The following is a 14,970-nucleotide window of genomic DNA, read 5'->3' on the forward strand; positions in this document are numbered from 1 at the left end:
CCAGCGAGGCCAGGGGGCCCGGTGCGTACGGCTCCGCCGGCAGGCGCCTGACCTGCGCGAACAGCTCGGGCCGTGCCGCCAGCCACACCGCCGAGGCCGTCCGTGCCCACAGGTCCCCGCACTCCCCGGGAGCCCCCGCCCCGGCGGCGGCCCCGTACACCCGCCACGGCCCCGGCTCCGCCGGCTCGTCACCGGGCAGCACCCCGACCAGCCGCTGCGGGGCGAGCAGCGGCCGCCGGGCGTACGTGGTGAAGGTCAGCCACTGTCCCCGCTCGTGCGGCAGCACCCCGCAGGCCAGCATCACCCAGCGGGCCACGGCCGCGCTGTCCTCCTCCACCAGCAGCAGGCGCGGGGCGTCCGGCTCCTCCACGGCCCGCCGCACGTCGGCGAAGAACCCCGCGAGCCACGGCCCCCGGGCGGCGACGAAGGCGGCCAGCGCCGCCCGGTCGTGCCGCCCCGGCGCGGGTATCCGCTCCAGCGGCGGGGGCGGGCCGCCCGCCGGGGTCCGCTCCTCCCACTGCGCGGAGCCCCAGGCGGTGACCGGCAGCGGCCTCGCGGGGCCCGCCCCGGCCGGCTCGGGCAGGTGCACGGCGTGCGCGTGGAAGTCCGCCCCGGCCCCGGAACCGTCCCCGTACCCGTACCCGGACTCGAAGTCGAAGCCGGCACCGGTGTGCACCGCCCGCGACAGCAGCCGGCTCCCGTCGGACAGCACGCTCAGCGACAGCGCCTCGGGGAACCCGGCCGACGGCGCCCGCAGCGGCGGCTCGTACCGCAGGAGCGGCTCCGCCTCGCGCAGCAGCTCCCCTCCCACCCCCGGGGTGACGGCGGTGAAGCCGGAGCCCTCGGGGCCGCCCGCGTAGTGCAGCTGTGGGAGGTTCACGCCCGGCCCCCCGCCCGGCCGGATCCCGTCACGACCCGAACTGGCGTGACGTCAGGGTCTGTTGTGCGGGCCGTGGTTGCCCGTACCGTACCGGCAGCGGAGCGCACGGCACGCCCCCTCACCTTCCCCGCCATCCCCCTGCGCCCCCCGTTCGCACTGTGTGGAGGCCATTCCAGCAGACAACGGGGCCGTCCGGGAGTTCCGCCCGCGGGGGCTTCCGTTCGCCCGCTGTACGGCCCGACGTCAGACGGGGATCTCCGGCCGGTACCCCGGGACCGCTGTCCTTGGGGCGCCCCTCGATCCCCCTTCACCCCCCTAGAGGTCGTCACCCATGGCTGAACTCAACCGGCGCAGGTTCCTGCAGATCGCCGGCGGCACGGCCGCCGTCGCGATGCTGAACGACAGCATCGCGCGGGCCGCCGCCATCTCGGCGCAGGGCACCACCGGCACGATCCAGGACATCGAGCACGTCGTCGTCCTCATGCAGGAGAATCGTTCCTTCGACCACTACTTCGGTTCCATGAAGGGCGTCCGGGGCTTCGGCGACCCGCGGCCGGTCATCCAGGACAACGGCAAGTCCGTCTTCCACCAGTCGAACGGCACGAAGGACATCCTGCCCTTCCACCCGCAGGTGGCGGACCTCGGAATGCAGTTCCTCACCGGCCTGGACCACGACTGGGCCGGCGGCCACCAGGCCTACAACAACGGCAAGTACGACAAGTGGGTCCCGGCCAAGACGGCCACGACCATGTCGTACATGACGCGGAACGACATCCCGTTCCACTACGCCCTCGCCGATGCCTTCACGGTGTGCGACGCCTACCACTGCTCCTTCATCGGCGCCACCGACCCCAACCGCTACTACCTGTGGACGGGCCACACCGGCAACGACGGCACGGGCGGCGGACCGGTCCTCGGCAACCAGGAGGCCGGCTACGGCTGGAAGACCTACCCCGAGCGCCTGGAGGCCGCCGGGGTCTCCTGGAAGGTCTACCAGGACATCGGCGACGGCCTGGACGCGGCCGGTCACTGGGGCTGGATCAACGACGCCTTCCGCGGCAACTACGGCGACAACTCGCTGCTGTACTTCAACAGCTACCGCAACGCCCAGCCCGGCAGCCCCCTGTACGAGAAGGCCCGTACGGGCACGAACGCCAAGGCGGGCGAGGGCTACTTCGACCGGCTGCGCGCCGACGTGGTGAACGGCACCCTGCCGCAGGTCTCCTGGATCGCGGCCCCCGAGGCCTTCAGCGAGCACGCCAACTGGCCGACCAACTTCGGTGCCTGGTACATCTCCCAGGTCCTGGACGCCCTGACGGCGAACCCGGCCGTGTGGGCGAAGACCGCCCTGTTCATCACCTACGACGAGAACGACGGGTTCTTCGACCACGTCGTCCCGCCGTACCCGCCGGCGTCCTCCGCCTGGGGCCTGTCCACGGCCGACGTGACCCGCGACCTGTACACCGGGGGCGTCTCCGGCTACGCGGCCGGACCCTACGGGCTCGGCCCGCGCGTCCCGATGATCGTGGTCTCCCCGTGGAGCAAGGGCGGCTACGTCTGCTCCGAGACCTTCGACCACACCTCGGTGATCCGCTTCATGGAGAAGCGCTTCGGGGTGCAGGAGCCCAACATCTCGCCGTGGCGCCGAGCCGTCTGCGGCGACCTGACCTCGGCGTTCGACTTCACCCTGGCCGACGCCGCGCCCGCCGCGCTGCCCTCCACGGCCGGTTACGTCCCGCCGGACAAGAACCGCCACCCGTCCTACACCCCGGCCGTGCCGGCCACCGGCACCCTGCCCAAGCAGGAGGCGGGCTCCAAGCCGGCCCGCGCGCTCGGCTACAGCCCGTACGTGGACGGCGCCCGCACCGTATCCACGGGCAAGTTCACGCTCACCTTCTCCTCCGGCCCGAAGCTCGGCGCCCACTTCCACAGCACCTCGGGCAACCGGACGGACGGCCCCTGGCCCTACACGGTCGAGGCGGGCAAGACCCTCTCGGACACCTGGAGCACCAGCAGCTCCACCGGCAACAAGATCGACCTCACGGTCTGGGGCCCCAACGGCTTCCTGCGCACCTGGAAGGGCCCGGCGAAGAAGGCCGGCCCCGAGGTCACGGCCCGCCACGTGGACGCCACCGGCAACCTGGCCCTGACCCTGGTCAACGGGGGCACCGCCGCGGTGAACCTCACGGTGACCAACTCCTACGGCGGCGCCGCCCAGACCTTCAAGGTCAACCCGGGCGCCACCGTCTCCCACACCGTCGACCTGCGCGCCTCCGGCCGCTGGTACGACGTCTCCGTGGTCTCGGACGCCGACGCGACCTTCCTGCGCCGCTTCGCGGGGCACGTGGAGACGGGCGCGCCGAGCGTCTCGGACCCGGCGATCAAGACCGTCTGACACCTGGTCCCGTCCGGGTGAACCAGCCCGGTTCCACGCCCGTGAGGTTAACGCTTGCGTTAACTTCGCGGGCGTGGCTCAATGGGAAGTGATCCTCGTCGGTGAGGTGGCGGAATGGTTCGAGGCGCTGGCCGAGACCGACTGGAGCAGCGCCGAACAGGTGGAAGACGCCGTCGACGCGCTCGCGATGTTCGGGCCCACGCTCGGCCGGCCGCTGGTCGACCGCATCAAAGGAGCCGAACAGCACCACATGAAGGAGCTGCGGCCGGGCTCCTCGGGCAGCAGTGAGATCCGGATCCTGTTCGCGTCGACCCGGTCCGCCGGGCGGTGCTGCTCGTGGCCGGCGACAAGGCCGGCAACTGGCAGCGGTGGTACGAAGTCAACATCCCGCTCGCGGAGAAGCGTTACCAGGACCACATCGGGGAGCTGGACACGAGGGAGTACGAATGAGCGGTGTCGGTTGGGAGGAGGCCAAGCGCCAGGTGCGCGAGCGCCGGGCGGCCGCGGGCCTGCCGCTGCGGTCCCCCACGGAGAAGCAGGCCGCCATGGACCGGCTCATGGCCGAGGTGCGGGCCCATCGGCTGGCCGAGATCCGCCAGGAGCAGGCCCTGACCCAGAAGGACGTCGCCGAGACGATGGGCGTTTCCGCCCCCAGGGTGTCGGCCATCGAGAACGGCGAGACCGACCGGACGGAGGTGGCCACCCTGCGCTCCTACGTGGAGGCGCTCGGAGGTCGCCTGAGGGTGGTGGCTGACTTCGGGGACACGGAGTACACCGTGGCCTGACGTGGCTGCGGGTGGTGGTGTGACCGTAGGCCGGATGGGCAGAACGTACGGCGTCGGTTTCCGCCACCCCCGTCACCGAGGGAGAACGCATGGCCATCGCCCATCGCCGGATCGGCACCGGACCCGTCCGCGTCATCGTGCTGCACGACTGGTTCGGGACCTCCGCCAACTGGGGCTCCGTGCTCGACCACCTCGACCCGCAGGGGTTCTCGTACGCCTTCCCCGACTACCGGGGCTACGGGGAGCGCCGGGACGTCCCCGGCCGCCACACCCTCCCCGAGATCGCCGACGACGTCCTCGCGCTCGCCGACGAGCTGGGCTGGGACACCTTCTCCCTGATCGGCCACTCCATGGGCGGCAAGGCCGCCCAGCAGGTCCTGGCACGCGCCCCCGAGCGCGTCGAGAAGCTGATCGGGCTCACACCCGTCCCCGCCGGGCCGTACCCGATGGACGACGCGACCCACGCCCTCTTCTACGGCGCCGCCGAGGACCCCGACAAGCGGCGGACCATCCTCGACCTGGTCACCGGCAACCGGGTCAGCCGCCACTGGCTGGAGCGCATGGTCGCCCACTCCCTCGACGTCTCCCGCCCCGAGGCCTTCGCCGCGTACCTCGCCGACTGGCAGTCCCGCGACCTGTCCTCCGCGATCAAGGGCAGCACCGTGCCGGTGCTCGTCCTGGTCGGCGAGTACGACCTGGCCCTGACGGCCGAGGTGATGCGCGCCACCTGGCAGGCCTCGTACCCGAACTGCAGAATCGTCACGATCCCCGGCGCCGGCCACTACCCGCCCCACGAGACCCCGGTGGCCTTCGCCACGGAGGTGGAGGCCTTCCTGCGCGGCTGACGGCTGACTGCTGACCCGGAAAAGCCCGTAGGGGGTACGAGGAGAACCTCGTACCCCCTACGGGACCCGAAAGGGTGAGTGACGGGACTTGAACCCGCGGCCACCTGGACCACAACCAGGTGCTCTACCAGCTGAGCTACACCCACCACGAAGGGCGGCGGACCGCCCGTTCGTTGTGCATGCACAGCATAGCCGATCCCGGGGGTGCTCCCGCGACGGGTTATCCGGCGGCCCGGACGCCCGCCGGACGCGCCCCCGCCTGCGCCCCGGCCCCCGCCTCCGCACGGCGCGCGGCCCGGGCCACCGCCGCGACGGCCAGGGCCCGGACCACCGGATGCGGACGCGACCCGTCCCCCGACAGCTCCGGCTGGAAGAGCGTGGCCAGGAAGAACGGGTGCCCCGGCAGCTCCGCCATCCGCACCGCGCCGTCCTCGTCGTACCCCGACAGCCGCAGCCCGTGCGCGGCCAGCACCGGCAGGTGGCGGGCGACCGGGCCGTAGTGGCAGTGGTAGCGCTCCGTCGACCGGTCCGCCCCGAGCGCCGACTCCGCCAGCGAACCGGGCTCCGCCCGTACGAGCGCCTCGTGCCCCGCCAGCGAACAGGCCAGCGGCGCGATCAGCGGGTCGTCCGCCCCGGGGTCGTTCTCGGCGTGCGCCGCCCCCGCCAGCCCGCACACGTGGCGGGCGTACTCCAGCAGCGCGTGCTGGAAGCCGCCGCACGTCCCGAGGAAGGGGACGCCCTCCTCCCGGGCCACCCGGACCGCCGCCAGCGCCCCCGCCTCGCTCGCGTACGGGCTGCCCGGCAGCACCCACACGGCGTCGAACCCGGCCAGGGTTCCCGCCGCGGCCGCGGCCTGCGCCTGCGCGGTCGGGATCCAGCAGGCGTCCAGCACCAGCCCCTCGCGCGAGGCCAGCGCGTCGAGGAGGAGCGGGATCCGGGAGTGGGACTCCACATGCGGGGAGCGGTCGCCGACGAGGGCGATCCGGGCGACGGTCATCGGAGCGGCGGACGCGGCACGGGCCGCCTGTGCGGTGGTCATGCCGATCATCCTGCGACCCGGTCCCACTTCAGCGCCAACGATTGTTCCCGCATCCTCGATAAGCAGAACTGATGACTGACGCGCGGCCGGTGCGGGCGGCGCCGATGGCCGGCGGAGCCGCTGGCATCCTGCGGGCATGGACCCGCACCTCCTGCGCACCTTCACCGCCGTCGCCCGCCTCGCCTCCTTCTCGGCCGCCGCACGCGAACTCGGCTACACCCAGTCCGCCGTCTCCCAGCACATCGCCGCCCTCGAAGCCGACCTGCGCACCGAACTGCTCACCCGGCGGCCCGTCGCCCCCACCCCGGCCGGCGCCCGCCTGCTGGAACACGCCCGGCCGCTGCTGCTGCGCCTCGACGCCGCCCGCGCCGACGTACTGCGCCTCGCCGCCGCCCCGCCCGGCCGGATCACCCTCGCCGCCTCCCCGCTCGCCGCCGCCGGCCCCCGGCTGCTCGCCGCCCTGCCCGCCACCGGCGTCACCCTGCGCGTCCTGCCCCCGGCCCGGGTGCCCGCCGCCGTCGCCGCCGGGGACTGCGACCTCGGGCTCGTCGACGGGCTCGCCGCCCCGAGCGACCCGCTGCGGCTGCCCGACGTGGCCCCGTTGCGGGTCACCGGCATCGCCGAGGAGGAGCTCGCCGTCCTCTTCCCCGCCGGACACCCCTTCGCCGCGCGGGATTCCGTCCGGCTCGACGACCTCGCCGACGCGCGCTGGCTCGACGCCCCGGACGTGGGGCTGCCGCTCACCACCGGACGCCGCGCCCTGCGCTACGACGGCACCGACCTGCACGCCCTGTGCGCCCTCGCCGCCGCCGGCCACGGCCTCGTCCTGCTGCCCCGCCCCCTCGCCGAGACCGCCCGCGCCGGGACCGCCGTACCGCTGGCCGCGCCCCGCCTCGTACACCGTACGGAGCTGGTCGCGCCCGCCGGACCGTCCGGCGCGGCCGCTGCGCTCGCCGCACGCCTCACGGCAGGATCCCCCTCATGACCACACCGACTGCCGACCCGGCTGCCCACGCCGAGCCCGAGGCCTTCACCACCGCCGACTACGCCGCCCGGATGGCCGCCGCCGCACAGAGCGCCGCCGACGCCGGACTCGCCGGACTGCTCGTCGCGCCCGGCCCGGACCTCACCCACCTCACCGGCTACCGCCCGACCGCCGAGACCGAACGGCTCACCCTGCTCGTCCTCGCCGCCGGCCAGGACCCCGTGCTGGTCGTGCCCGCCCTGGAGGCCCCCGACGCCGCGAAGGCACCCGGCGCCGGCGCCCTGACCCTGCGCGACTGGACCGACGGCAAGGACCCCTACCGGGTGGCCGCGCCGCTCCTCGACGTCAGCGGTCGCTTCGGCGTCAGCGACAACACCTGGGCCCTGCACCTGCTCGGCCTGCAAAGGGAGTTGCCCGCCACCACCTACAGCCCGCTCACCGACGCCCTGCCCATGCTCCGCGCCGTCAAGGACGAACGGGAACTGGCCCGCCTCGCGGCCGCCGGAGCCGCCGCCGACGCCGCCTACGCGCAGATCCTCCACGTCCCCTTCGCCGGCCGCCGCGAGAGCGAGGTCGCCGCCGACCTGGCCGGGCTGCTGCGCGTCCACGGCCACTCCCAGGTCGACTTCACCGTCGTCGGCTCCGGCCCCAACGGTGCCAACCCGCACCACGAGGCCGGCGAACGCGTCATCCGGCACGGCGACATGGTCGTCCTCGACTTCGGCGGCCTCAAGCACGGCTACGGCTCCGACATCTCCCGCACCGTCCACGTCGGCGAGCCCACCCCCGAGGAACAGCGCGTCCACGACGTCGTCCGCGAGGCCCAGCAGGCCGGCTTCGCGGCCGTCCGGCCCGGCGCGACCTGCCAGGACGTCGACCGGGCGGCCCGCGCCGTCATCACCGAGTTCGGCTACGGCGAACGCTTCATCCACCGCACTGGCCACGGCATCGGCGTCACCACCCACGAGCCGCCGTACATGGTCGAGGGCGAGGAACAGCCCCTCGTCCCGGGCATGTGCTTCTCCGTGGAGCCGGGCGTCTACCTGCCCGGCCGGTTCGGCGTCCGCATCGAGGACATCGTCAGCGTCACCGCGGACGGCGGCCGCCGCCTGAACAACGCCCCGCGCGAGATGGCGATCGTCGGGTAGGCGGCCGTTCGGGCAGGCGGTCGTCGCGCAGGCCGCGGCTACGGACCCAGCACCACCGCCGACTCGCCCGGAACGTGGATCCGCCCGTCCGGACCCGGATGCTCCACCGGCTCCCAGGCCGCCAGCACCCGTACCCCGTTGCGGCCCAGCGCCACCGTCACCGACTCCGTCGACAGGTTCACCACCACCCGCACCTCCCCCCGGCGGAACGTCAGCCAGCGGCGCTCCTCGTCGAACGCGACCCGGACCGCGGCCAGGTCCGGGTCACGCAGGTCCGGGTGGGTGCGGCGCAGCCGGATCAGCGTCCGGTACCACTCCAGCAGCCAGGCGTGCGACTCCCGTTCCGGCTCCGCCCAGTCCAGGCAGGACCGGTCCCGGGTCGCCGGGTCCTGCGGGTCCGGCACCTCGTCCGCCTTCCAGCCGTGCGCCGCGAACTCCCGGCGCCGGCCGCTGCGCACCGCCTCGGCCAGCTCCGGGTCGGGGTGGTCGGTGAAGTACCGCCAGGGCGTGCCGGCCCCCCACTCCTCGCCCATGAACAGCATCGGCACGAACGGCCCCGTCAGTGCCAGCGTCGCCGCGCACGCCAGCAGCCCGGGGGAGCAGGAGGCCGACAGCCGGTCGCCCAGCGCCCGGTTGCCGACCTGGTCGTGGGTCTGCGTGTAGCCGACGAAGCGGTGCGCGGGGGTGCGGCGGCGGTCCACCGGCCGGCCGTGGGTGCGGCCCCGGAAGGACGACCAGGTGCCGTCGTGGAAGAACGCCCGCGTCAGGGTCTTCGCGAGGGCGCCGAGCGGCGCCTCGGCGAAGTCGGCGTAGTAGCCCTGTGATTCACCCGTCAGCGCGCAGTGCAGGGCGTGGTGGAAGTCGTCGTTCCACTGCGCGTGCATCCCCAGCCCGCCGGCCGTGCGCGGGGTCGTCAGCCGCGGGTCGCACTGGTCGGACTCGGCGATCAGGAACAGCGGCCGGGTGCTCTCCGCCGCCAGCCCGTCCACGGCGGCCGACAGCTCCTCCAGGAAGGACAGGGCCCGCCCGTCGGCCAGCGCGTGCACCGCGTCCAGCCGCAGCCCGTCGATCCGGTAGTCCCGCAGCCAGGCCAGCGCGCTCCCGATCAGGTACGCGCGGACCTCGTCCGAGCCGGGCGCGTCCAGGTTCACCGCCGCGCCCCAGGGCGTGTGGCGGGTGTCGGTGAAGTACGGGCCGAAGGCCGGGAGGTGGTTGCCGGAGGGGCCGAGGTGGTTGAGGACCACGTCCAGCACCACGCCGAGCCCTGCCGCGTGCGCGGCCTCCACGAACGCCGCCAGACCCGCCGGCCCCCCGTACGGCTCGTGCACCGCCCACGGCGCCACCCCGTCGTACCCCCAGCCGTGCCGGCCCGGGAAGGGGCACACCGGCATCAGCTCCACGTGCGTCACGCCCAGCCCGGCCAGGTACCCGAGGCGGGCCGCCGCGGCCGCGAAGGTGCCCTCGGGGGTGAAGGTGCCGACGTGCAGCTCGTACAGGACCGCGTCCTGGAGCGGCACGTGCGGCGGGGGCACGTGGGGGGCGAGGGCCGTGAGGTCGACCACCGCCGACAGGCCCTCCGTACCGTCCGGCAGCCGCCGGCCGCGCGGATCGGGCCGCACCACCGGATCGTCGCCGAGGCGGAACCCGTACCGGTCGCCGTCGGCCGCCGGGGCCTCGACGACCCACCAGCCGGAGCGGCCGGGGGCCGGGTCGGGGGCCATGTCGTAGGTGGTGTCGTTCAGTCGCATGGCGACCCGACCTGTCAGCGGTGCCCACACCTCGAACTGCACGGACGGTCCCCTCGTCTCCGGCGGTGGCCGGCATGCGTAATCGTGCCGCGTAAGCGTGCCCGTATCGTGCCCATCATTCCGGGCCGGGCGGGGGAGTTCTGGACACTCCGCACCCGACGGGCCGACAATCACCCTGTGACGTCGAGTTTCGAGTTCCCCGCCTACCCCGCCCCGCGGCTCTCCGACGCGGAGCGGGACCGGGCGCTGGGCCAGCTCAGGGAGGGTGCGGCCCTCGGGAAGCTGTCGCACGACACCTTCCTGCGGCGCATGGAGCTCGCGCTGGTCGCCCGCCGCTCCGAGGACCTCGCACCCCTCCTCGCCGACCTCCAGACGCGCCCGGGCCCGCTCGGACCCGAAGCCCCGTGGACCAACCGGCTGTTCGGCTGGGTCGGCCGCGCGTCGGCCGTCTCCGCGGGGGTGCGCAGGGCCTGGCAGGTGGAACGCCTGCCCAAACTGCTCTTCCCCCACCCGGCCGCCGGCCCCCTGCGGATCGGCCGCGACCCGGGCAACGGGCTGCGCCTCAGCCACGAGACCGTCTCGCGGGCACACGCCGAGCTGAGCATGCGGGACGGGGCCTGGCTGCTGCGGGACCTCGGCTCGACCAACGGCACCACCGTCAACGGACGCCGGGTGACGGGCGCGGCGGTCGTACGGCCGGGCGACCAGGTCGGGTTCGGGCGGATGAGCTTCCGGCTCTCCCAGGACTGAGCGGCCGGCCCGCCGCGGAGGCACCCGCGGGGCCGTGACCGGGCGCTGCTTCGAGGTACCGGACGGGACCCGGTCGTGGTCCGGGGCCGGGTCGTGGTCCGGGGCGGGGCCGGGGTTGGGCCGTGGTCCGGGGCTGGGCCCGGTGGGGCCACCTTTGCCCTCGGCCGGGGGCCCGGCAGGATGCCCCTCATGGATCACAACGGCATCGTGCGCCCCGCCCGCCCCGAAGACCTCCCGCGCCTCACCGAGCTCATCCACGAGCACGTCGCGTACGAGAAGGCGGCCGCCCGGCCGGCCGGTCTGGCCGACCGCCTCGGCTCCCGGCTGTTCGCCGAGGACGCCCGGCTGTGGGTGCTGCTCGCCGAGACCCCCGGGGGCACGGTGGCCGGATACGCCGCCTGCTCGGAGGAGTTCGCGTTCTGGGACGCCCGCCACTACCTCCACATGGACTGCCTCTACCTCGCCGAGGAGGCCAGAGGCCACGGCCTCGGGGCCGCCCTGATGGACGCCGTGGCCGGCCTCGCCCGCGGACTGGGCCTCGAACACGTCGAGTGGCAGACCCCCGACTGGAACGAGGGCGCGATCCGCTTCTACGACCGCCTCGGCGCCACCGGCCGCCCCAAGCGCCGCTACGCCTGGCCGGTCTGAAGACAGCGGTACGCGGCCAGGACCGTCCGGGACTGGTGCTCCACCTGCGTGGCCACCGGCACCCAGCGCGCCCGGAAGCGGGCCGAGAACTCCTCGCACCACCCCGTCACCAGGCGGTCCAGGCCGGGCGCCGCCGGATGCGCCTGGCAGCGCAGTACGCGCAGCAGCATCGCCGCCGCGCGCAGCGTCAGGCGCCGCCCCGAAGGCGTCGAGGCTGCCGAGGGAGGCCGTGGTGGCCTCGGCCGGCACCCCGGGTCCCGTCCACGCGGCGGCGACGTCCGGGATCAGTTCCAGCGTCCAGTCCACCGCCCGCAGCAGCGCCGCGGCGCCGGGCCCGTCGTCCGGGATCCCCTCCCGCAGCCCCGCCACCCGCGCCGCCTCACCGGTCAGCCGCTCCGCCAGCACGCGCAGGGCGCCCCGCGGGTCGGGGTGCGGGGCGGGGTCGTCCACCAGGTCGGAGGCCCACATGGGCACCTCCACGATCGCGGTGGTCCCGCGGTGGCGGTGGCACCAGGTGCTGCGCCGGGTGTCCTCGCTCCCGTCCCGCGGCATCACGAAGATCCCGGGCCCGGGAGAGCCCCAGCCCGCGGCGTCGGAGGCCCCGGTCTCCACCGGGATCCGCAGCTCGGCGGCCGACTTCCCGAAGGGCTCGGCGAGCCCGGGCACGTCACGCGTCAGCTGCACCCAGGACCCGCCCAGGTCCGTCCCGTGCAGGGAGACCTGCAGGGCGGGCCGGAGTTCGTCGAGGAGCGCGGTCAGGGTGCGCGTCTCGGGCGGGAGCCGGTCCGGGGGGAGTAGGGACGGCGCCCACTCGGGCTGCTCCGGCCCGGGCGGGCGGTAGAAGCCGCGGTGGTAGTCCAGCAGCGAGTACGGGCGCGGCGTGCGGTGCAGGTCGGCGCCGTCGGGGTCGGCGCAGAGCAGGAAGTGCCAGCCCGCCCCGCCGCCCCCGGCCCCGATCACCCGCCGGGCGAGGCCCAGCGCGGTAGCCCCGCCGACGGGTTCGTTGGCATGGGCCCCGGCGACGACGAGCACCTCCCCGGGCCCGCCGCGCCGCCCGTCGACGGAGAGCAGCCAGAGCGGCCTCCCGCCCCGGGAGACACCGGCCTGCCGCATCCGCACCCGCCCGGGGTGCTCGTCCGCCAGCGCCCGGCCGGCCAGGGCGAGTTCGTGCGGGGTGGGGTAGCGCATGTCAGGGAGGAGGGTCACATGGTGCCCATGCCCGCCACACCGGCCGCCTACTGCTCCCCGGCGGTCGAATGTGTGTGCCACCGGTGGGCGGGGAGGGGAACAGGCGGGGAGGCCCGGCACCGCCGGCCCGCCGGGCGTCCGGGCCCCACGTCCCCGCCGTCCGGGGCTGACGTCCGCCCCCGGACGACGGTCACGACGGTCAGGCGCTCCGGCAGAGGGCCGTGTCCACGAGGGCTTCGACGTGCTTCGTCGTCGCGCCGTCGGTGGGGTCGATGGTCACCGTGACGTTGGCGGCGCGGCCGTCCTCGGTGACTCCACCGCGGGTTTCGTAGCCCGTGATGTCACCGCCGTGGCCCCAGTAGAGGCCACCGCACGACAGCGGCCGGCTCATCAGGCCCAGGCCGTAGCCGGCGCCGGAGTCGCCGAGGGGGACGGTGGTGCGCATCTGGGCGAGCTGGGCGGGGCGGAGGAGGTCGCCGGTCAGGAGCGCGGTGAAGAACCGGTTCAGATCGGAGTTCGTGGAGATCATCTGGCCCGCCGCCCAGGCCGCTGAGGGGTCGATGTCGTGAACGTCGCCGCACGGGGCGCCCGCCGAGTCCTGGTGGTGGCCCTCAGGAGTGGGGTTCCCGGATTGTTCGTGTCGCCGGGGGCCGGGAAGTAGGTGTGGCGCAGTCCGAGGGGCCGGATGACGCGCCGGTCGATCTCCTCGGCGAGGGGGCGTCCGGTGACCTTCTGGACGATCAGGCCGGCCACCACGTAGTTCGTGTTGCTGTAGGCCCAGCTGGTGCCCGGGGGGAAGGCGGCCTTGTGCCGGAGGGCGGTGTCGAGGATGTCTCGGGGTTCGAGGTACCGGCGGCCTAGGATGGCGTCGGTGTCGTCCGCTTCGTAGTCGGGCAGTCCGCTGGTGTGCTGGAGGAGCTGGCGGACGGTGATGTGGCGTCCGTCGATCCCTTCGCCCCGTACGAGTCCCGGGAGGTGGGTGTCGACCGGGGTGTCGAGGCCGATCCTCCCTTCGCCGACCAGCTGGAGCACGACCACGGCGGTGAAGGTCTTGGTGTTGCTGCCGATGCGGACCTGTCCGTCCTCGGCGCCCGCGGTGTAGGTGCGGGTGCGGCCGTCGCGGTCCGTCACGGTGGCCAGCGCGCCGGGGAGGTGGTCGGTCCGGACGAGGGCGTTCAGGCCCTGCCGGACCGCGTCCGGGCGGGGTGCGGCCGTCGCGGCCGGGGCCAGGAGGGCGGTGATCGCGGCGGCTGCGGTCGCCACCCGCAGGAAGGTCCCTCGGCGGGCTTGCTGGGGCATGGTCCAACTCCTGTGCAATGGTGGGGAGATCGGTGGTATGCCCAGCATTTCCGGGGTCGGCCCTCCCGGGCGATCCTGCTGTCCGCAGGGCGGGGGTGGGGATATCCCCCGACGGTGGAGGGCCTGACCTCCCTGGGGGAGGTCAGGCCCGGGGGTGGTCAGTGCCAGGTCTGGTAGGGGCTCTTCTGGGCGTGGGTGCCGCACGGGAAGGTGCGCAGGTGGTGCTGGGGGCTGTCGTCCAGGCACAGGCCGGTCGCCTGGTTCCTGAACTCGACCGATCCGTCCGGGTAGCGGTGGACGATCCAGCTCTCGTCCTTGGCCTTGTCACACGGCTGTGCCGAGGCGGTACCGCGCGGGTGGTCGGTGAGGCAGAGGCCGGTCTTGCGGTTCCTCAGCTCGCGGGTGCCGTCGGCCCACTGGTGGACGTTCCACTTCTGGTGGTCGTTGCCCAGGCAGGCGTACGTTCGGACGCCGGCGTCGCTGTCGTCGAGGCAGGCGGAGGTGGCGGCGTTGCGGAAGGTCTGGACGCTGTCGAGGGAGCCGGCCTTGGCGGCGGGCGCCGTGACCAGGGTGGTGGCGAGCAGGATGCCCGTCAGGACGGTCGTACGGGTGGGACTCATGCGGGTGCTCCTCGGTCAGGCGGTGATGTTGACGGGGCGGTAGGCGTGGTAGCCGTCGCGGCCGTTCACTCCGTAGGAGTGCTGCTTCCAGCGCGTGCCGACGCCGCCCGCCTGCTCGTAGGACTTGTAGGCGGTGTGCGCGCCGTTGGCCCAGCCGTCGAAGATGACGACGTGGCGGAAGTCGGCGCTGTCGCTGTCGGCCTTGATGACGAGGTCGCCGGGCGCGAGGTCCTTCATCGCGATGCGGCGGGTGAAACCGTCGTTCCTGAGGGAGACGGTGTTGGGGCCGGGCTTGCGCAGGCCGAGGGTCATGGAGACGTAGCCCGAGCAGTCCTGCCGGTAGCCGTCCTTCCAGTACTTCGTCTGGCTGTAGGGGACCGGGCGGCCGTTGTTGGCGGTCAGCCAGGTCTTGGCCCGGGCGATGACCTCCTCGCGGCTGACGCGGGGCGCGGCCTGCGCGGAGGTGGTGGAGGGGGCCTGGGCGGTGGTGGCCGGGGCGGCCGGGGCCGTCGGCGCGGTCAGGGCGAGGGAGCCCAGGGAGAGGATGGTGGTCAACGCGGCCGTGGCCACGCGGCGGGTGAGGTTCACGGACATGCCCGTTCTCCGTTTTCTGGCAGGGGAATGCAGGGGAAATGCGCCT

General features: G+C 74.2%; 11 protein-coding genes, 1 tRNA gene and 4 pseudogenes. 8 read left to right on the forward strand and 8 right to left on the reverse strand.

Going from position 1 to position 14,970, the window contains the following annotated elements:
• Window positions 1-880: pseudogene (locus tag SSNG_RS42355) on the reverse strand (hypothetical protein); the annotation flags it as partial.
• Window positions 881-1,211: 331 nt separating this feature from the next.
• Between SSNG_RS42355 and SSNG_RS27605 the strand changes: the two are divergent.
• The 4 genes and pseudogenes from SSNG_RS27605 (at window position 1,212) to SSNG_RS27620 (ending at window position 4,905) form a co-directional block, all read left to right on the forward strand.
• Complete coding sequence (locus SSNG_RS27605) at window positions 1,212-3,275, forward strand: phospholipase C, phosphocholine-specific (RefSeq protein WP_007267221.1); 2,064 nt, start codon at window positions 1,212-1,214, stop codon at window positions 3,273-3,275.
• A gap of 88 nt (window positions 3,276-3,363) precedes the next feature.
• Window positions 3,364-3,725: pseudogene (locus SSNG_RS27610) on the forward strand (type II toxin-antitoxin system RelE/ParE family toxin).
• Entirely contained in the window at window positions 3,722-4,060 is a 339-nt protein-coding gene (locus SSNG_RS27615) for an XRE family transcriptional regulator (RefSeq protein WP_042802054.1), read from the forward strand. The pseudogene SSNG_RS27610 and the gene SSNG_RS27615 overlap by 4 nt, the downstream one beginning before the upstream one ends.
• An 89-nt stretch (window positions 4,061-4,149) precedes the next feature.
• Entirely contained in the window at window positions 4,150-4,905 is a 756-nt protein-coding gene (locus tag SSNG_RS27620; RefSeq protein ID WP_007267223.1) for an alpha/beta hydrolase, read from the forward strand.
• 73 nt (window positions 4,906-4,978) lie between these two features.
• Here the strand turns inward: SSNG_RS27620 and SSNG_RS27625 are convergent.
• Both SSNG_RS27625 and SSNG_RS27630 read right to left on the reverse strand, forming a co-directional pair.
• Window positions 4,979-5,051 (reverse strand) — tRNA-His (locus SSNG_RS27625).
• Window positions 5,052-5,125: 74 nt separating this feature from the next.
• A complete protein-coding gene (locus tag SSNG_RS27630) occupies window positions 5,126-5,944 on the reverse strand; it encodes a hypothetical protein (RefSeq protein ID WP_241695129.1) in 819 nt (272 codons plus the stop codon).
• Window positions 5,945-6,080: 136 nt separating this feature from the next.
• Here SSNG_RS27630 and SSNG_RS27635 point away from each other — a divergent pair, with 136 nt between their 5' ends.
• Both SSNG_RS27635 and SSNG_RS27640 read left to right on the forward strand, forming a co-directional pair.
• Window positions 6,081-6,929, forward strand: coding sequence for a LysR family transcriptional regulator (locus SSNG_RS27635; RefSeq protein WP_007267225.1), 849 nt, complete (start codon window positions 6,081-6,083; stop codon window positions 6,927-6,929).
• Entirely contained in the window at window positions 6,926-8,077 is a 1,152-nt protein-coding gene (locus SSNG_RS27640) for an aminopeptidase P family protein (protein WP_007267226.1), read from the forward strand. The genes SSNG_RS27635 and SSNG_RS27640 overlap by 4 nt, the downstream gene beginning before the upstream one ends.
• 38 nt (window positions 8,078-8,115) lie before the next feature.
• Here the strand turns inward: SSNG_RS27640 and treZ are convergent, their stop codons facing one another.
• Window positions 8,116-9,825: a malto-oligosyltrehalose trehalohydrolase gene (treZ, locus tag SSNG_RS27645; RefSeq protein ID WP_241695130.1), complete on the reverse strand. Its 1,710-nt coding sequence runs from the start codon at window positions 9,823-9,825 to the stop codon at window positions 8,116-8,118.
• Between the two features lie 177 nt (window positions 9,826-10,002).
• On the opposite strand from treZ, the gene SSNG_RS27650 reads away from it, so the two are divergent.
• Together SSNG_RS27650 and SSNG_RS27655 are read left to right on the forward strand one after the other, a co-directional pair.
• Window positions 10,003-10,575 (forward strand): DUF1707 and FHA domain-containing protein, encoded by a 573-nt coding sequence (locus tag SSNG_RS27650; RefSeq protein WP_042802055.1) that lies wholly within the window; start codon window positions 10,003-10,005, stop codon window positions 10,573-10,575.
• 189 nt (window positions 10,576-10,764) lie between these two features.
• Window positions 10,765-11,223 carry a GNAT family N-acetyltransferase gene (locus SSNG_RS27655; protein WP_042802056.1) on the forward strand — a complete coding sequence of 153 codons (459 nt, stop codon included), beginning with the start codon at window positions 10,765-10,767 and terminating at the stop codon, window positions 11,221-11,223.
• On the opposite strand, the pseudogene SSNG_RS27660 reads toward SSNG_RS27655, so the two are convergent.
• The 4 genes and pseudogenes from SSNG_RS27660 to SSNG_RS27675 form a co-directional block, all read right to left on the reverse strand.
• Window positions 11,205-12,429, reverse strand: a pseudogene (locus tag SSNG_RS27660) (M14 family zinc carboxypeptidase). The gene SSNG_RS27655 and the pseudogene SSNG_RS27660 overlap by 19 nt on opposite strands.
• A gap of 181 nt (window positions 12,430-12,610) precedes the next feature.
• Window positions 12,611-13,758 (reverse strand): annotated as a pseudogene (locus SSNG_RS27665) (serine hydrolase domain-containing protein).
• Window positions 13,759-13,868: 110 nt separating this feature from the next.
• Entirely contained in the window at window positions 13,869-14,330 is a 462-nt protein-coding gene (locus SSNG_RS38165) for an RICIN domain-containing protein (RefSeq protein WP_007267232.1), read from the reverse strand.
• A gap of 15 nt (window positions 14,331-14,345) precedes the next feature.
• On the reverse strand, window positions 14,346-14,924 hold the full coding sequence (locus tag SSNG_RS27675; protein WP_128637186.1) for a hypothetical protein: 579 nt from the start codon (window positions 14,922-14,924) through the stop codon (window positions 14,346-14,348).
• Between the last annotated feature and the right edge of the window lie 46 nt (window positions 14,925-14,970).

The sequence above is a fragment of the Streptomyces sp. C genome, assembly GCF_000158895.1.
Lineage (GTDB): Bacteria > Actinomycetota > Actinomycetes > Streptomycetales > Streptomycetaceae > Streptomyces > Streptomyces racemochromogenes.

What these genes read in the sequence shown, in the direction of transcription:
- SSNG_RS27675 (WP_128637186.1), bottom strand. Translation starts at nt 14,924, where the DNA reads ATGTCCGTGAACCTCACCCGCCGCGTGGCCACGGCCGCGTTGACCACC.
- SSNG_RS27605 (WP_007267221.1), top strand. Translation starts at nt 1,212, where the DNA reads ATGGCTGAACTCAACCGGCGCAGGTTCCTGCAGATCGCCGGCGGCACG.
- SSNG_RS27630 (WP_241695129.1), bottom strand. Translation starts at nt 5,944, where the DNA reads ATGACCACCGCACAGGCGGCCCGTGCCGCGTCCGCCGCTCCGATGACC.
- SSNG_RS27635 (WP_007267225.1), top strand. Translation starts at nt 6,081, where the DNA reads ATGGACCCGCACCTCCTGCGCACCTTCACCGCCGTCGCCCGCCTCGCC.
- SSNG_RS27620 (WP_007267223.1), top strand. Translation starts at nt 4,150, where the DNA reads ATGGCCATCGCCCATCGCCGGATCGGCACCGGACCCGTCCGCGTCATC.
- SSNG_RS27615 (WP_042802054.1), top strand. Translation starts at nt 3,722, where the DNA reads ATGAGCGGTGTCGGTTGGGAGGAGGCCAAGCGCCAGGTGCGCGAGCGC.
- SSNG_RS27655 (WP_042802056.1), top strand. Translation starts at nt 10,765, where the DNA reads ATGGATCACAACGGCATCGTGCGCCCCGCCCGCCCCGAAGACCTCCCG.
- SSNG_RS38165 (WP_007267232.1), bottom strand. Translation starts at nt 14,330, where the DNA reads ATGAGTCCCACCCGTACGACCGTCCTGACGGGCATCCTGCTCGCCACC.
- SSNG_RS27640 (WP_007267226.1), top strand. Translation starts at nt 6,926, where the DNA reads ATGACCACACCGACTGCCGACCCGGCTGCCCACGCCGAGCCCGAGGCC.
- treZ (WP_241695130.1), bottom strand. Translation starts at nt 9,825, where the DNA reads ATGCGACTGAACGACACCACCTACGACATGGCCCCCGACCCGGCCCCC.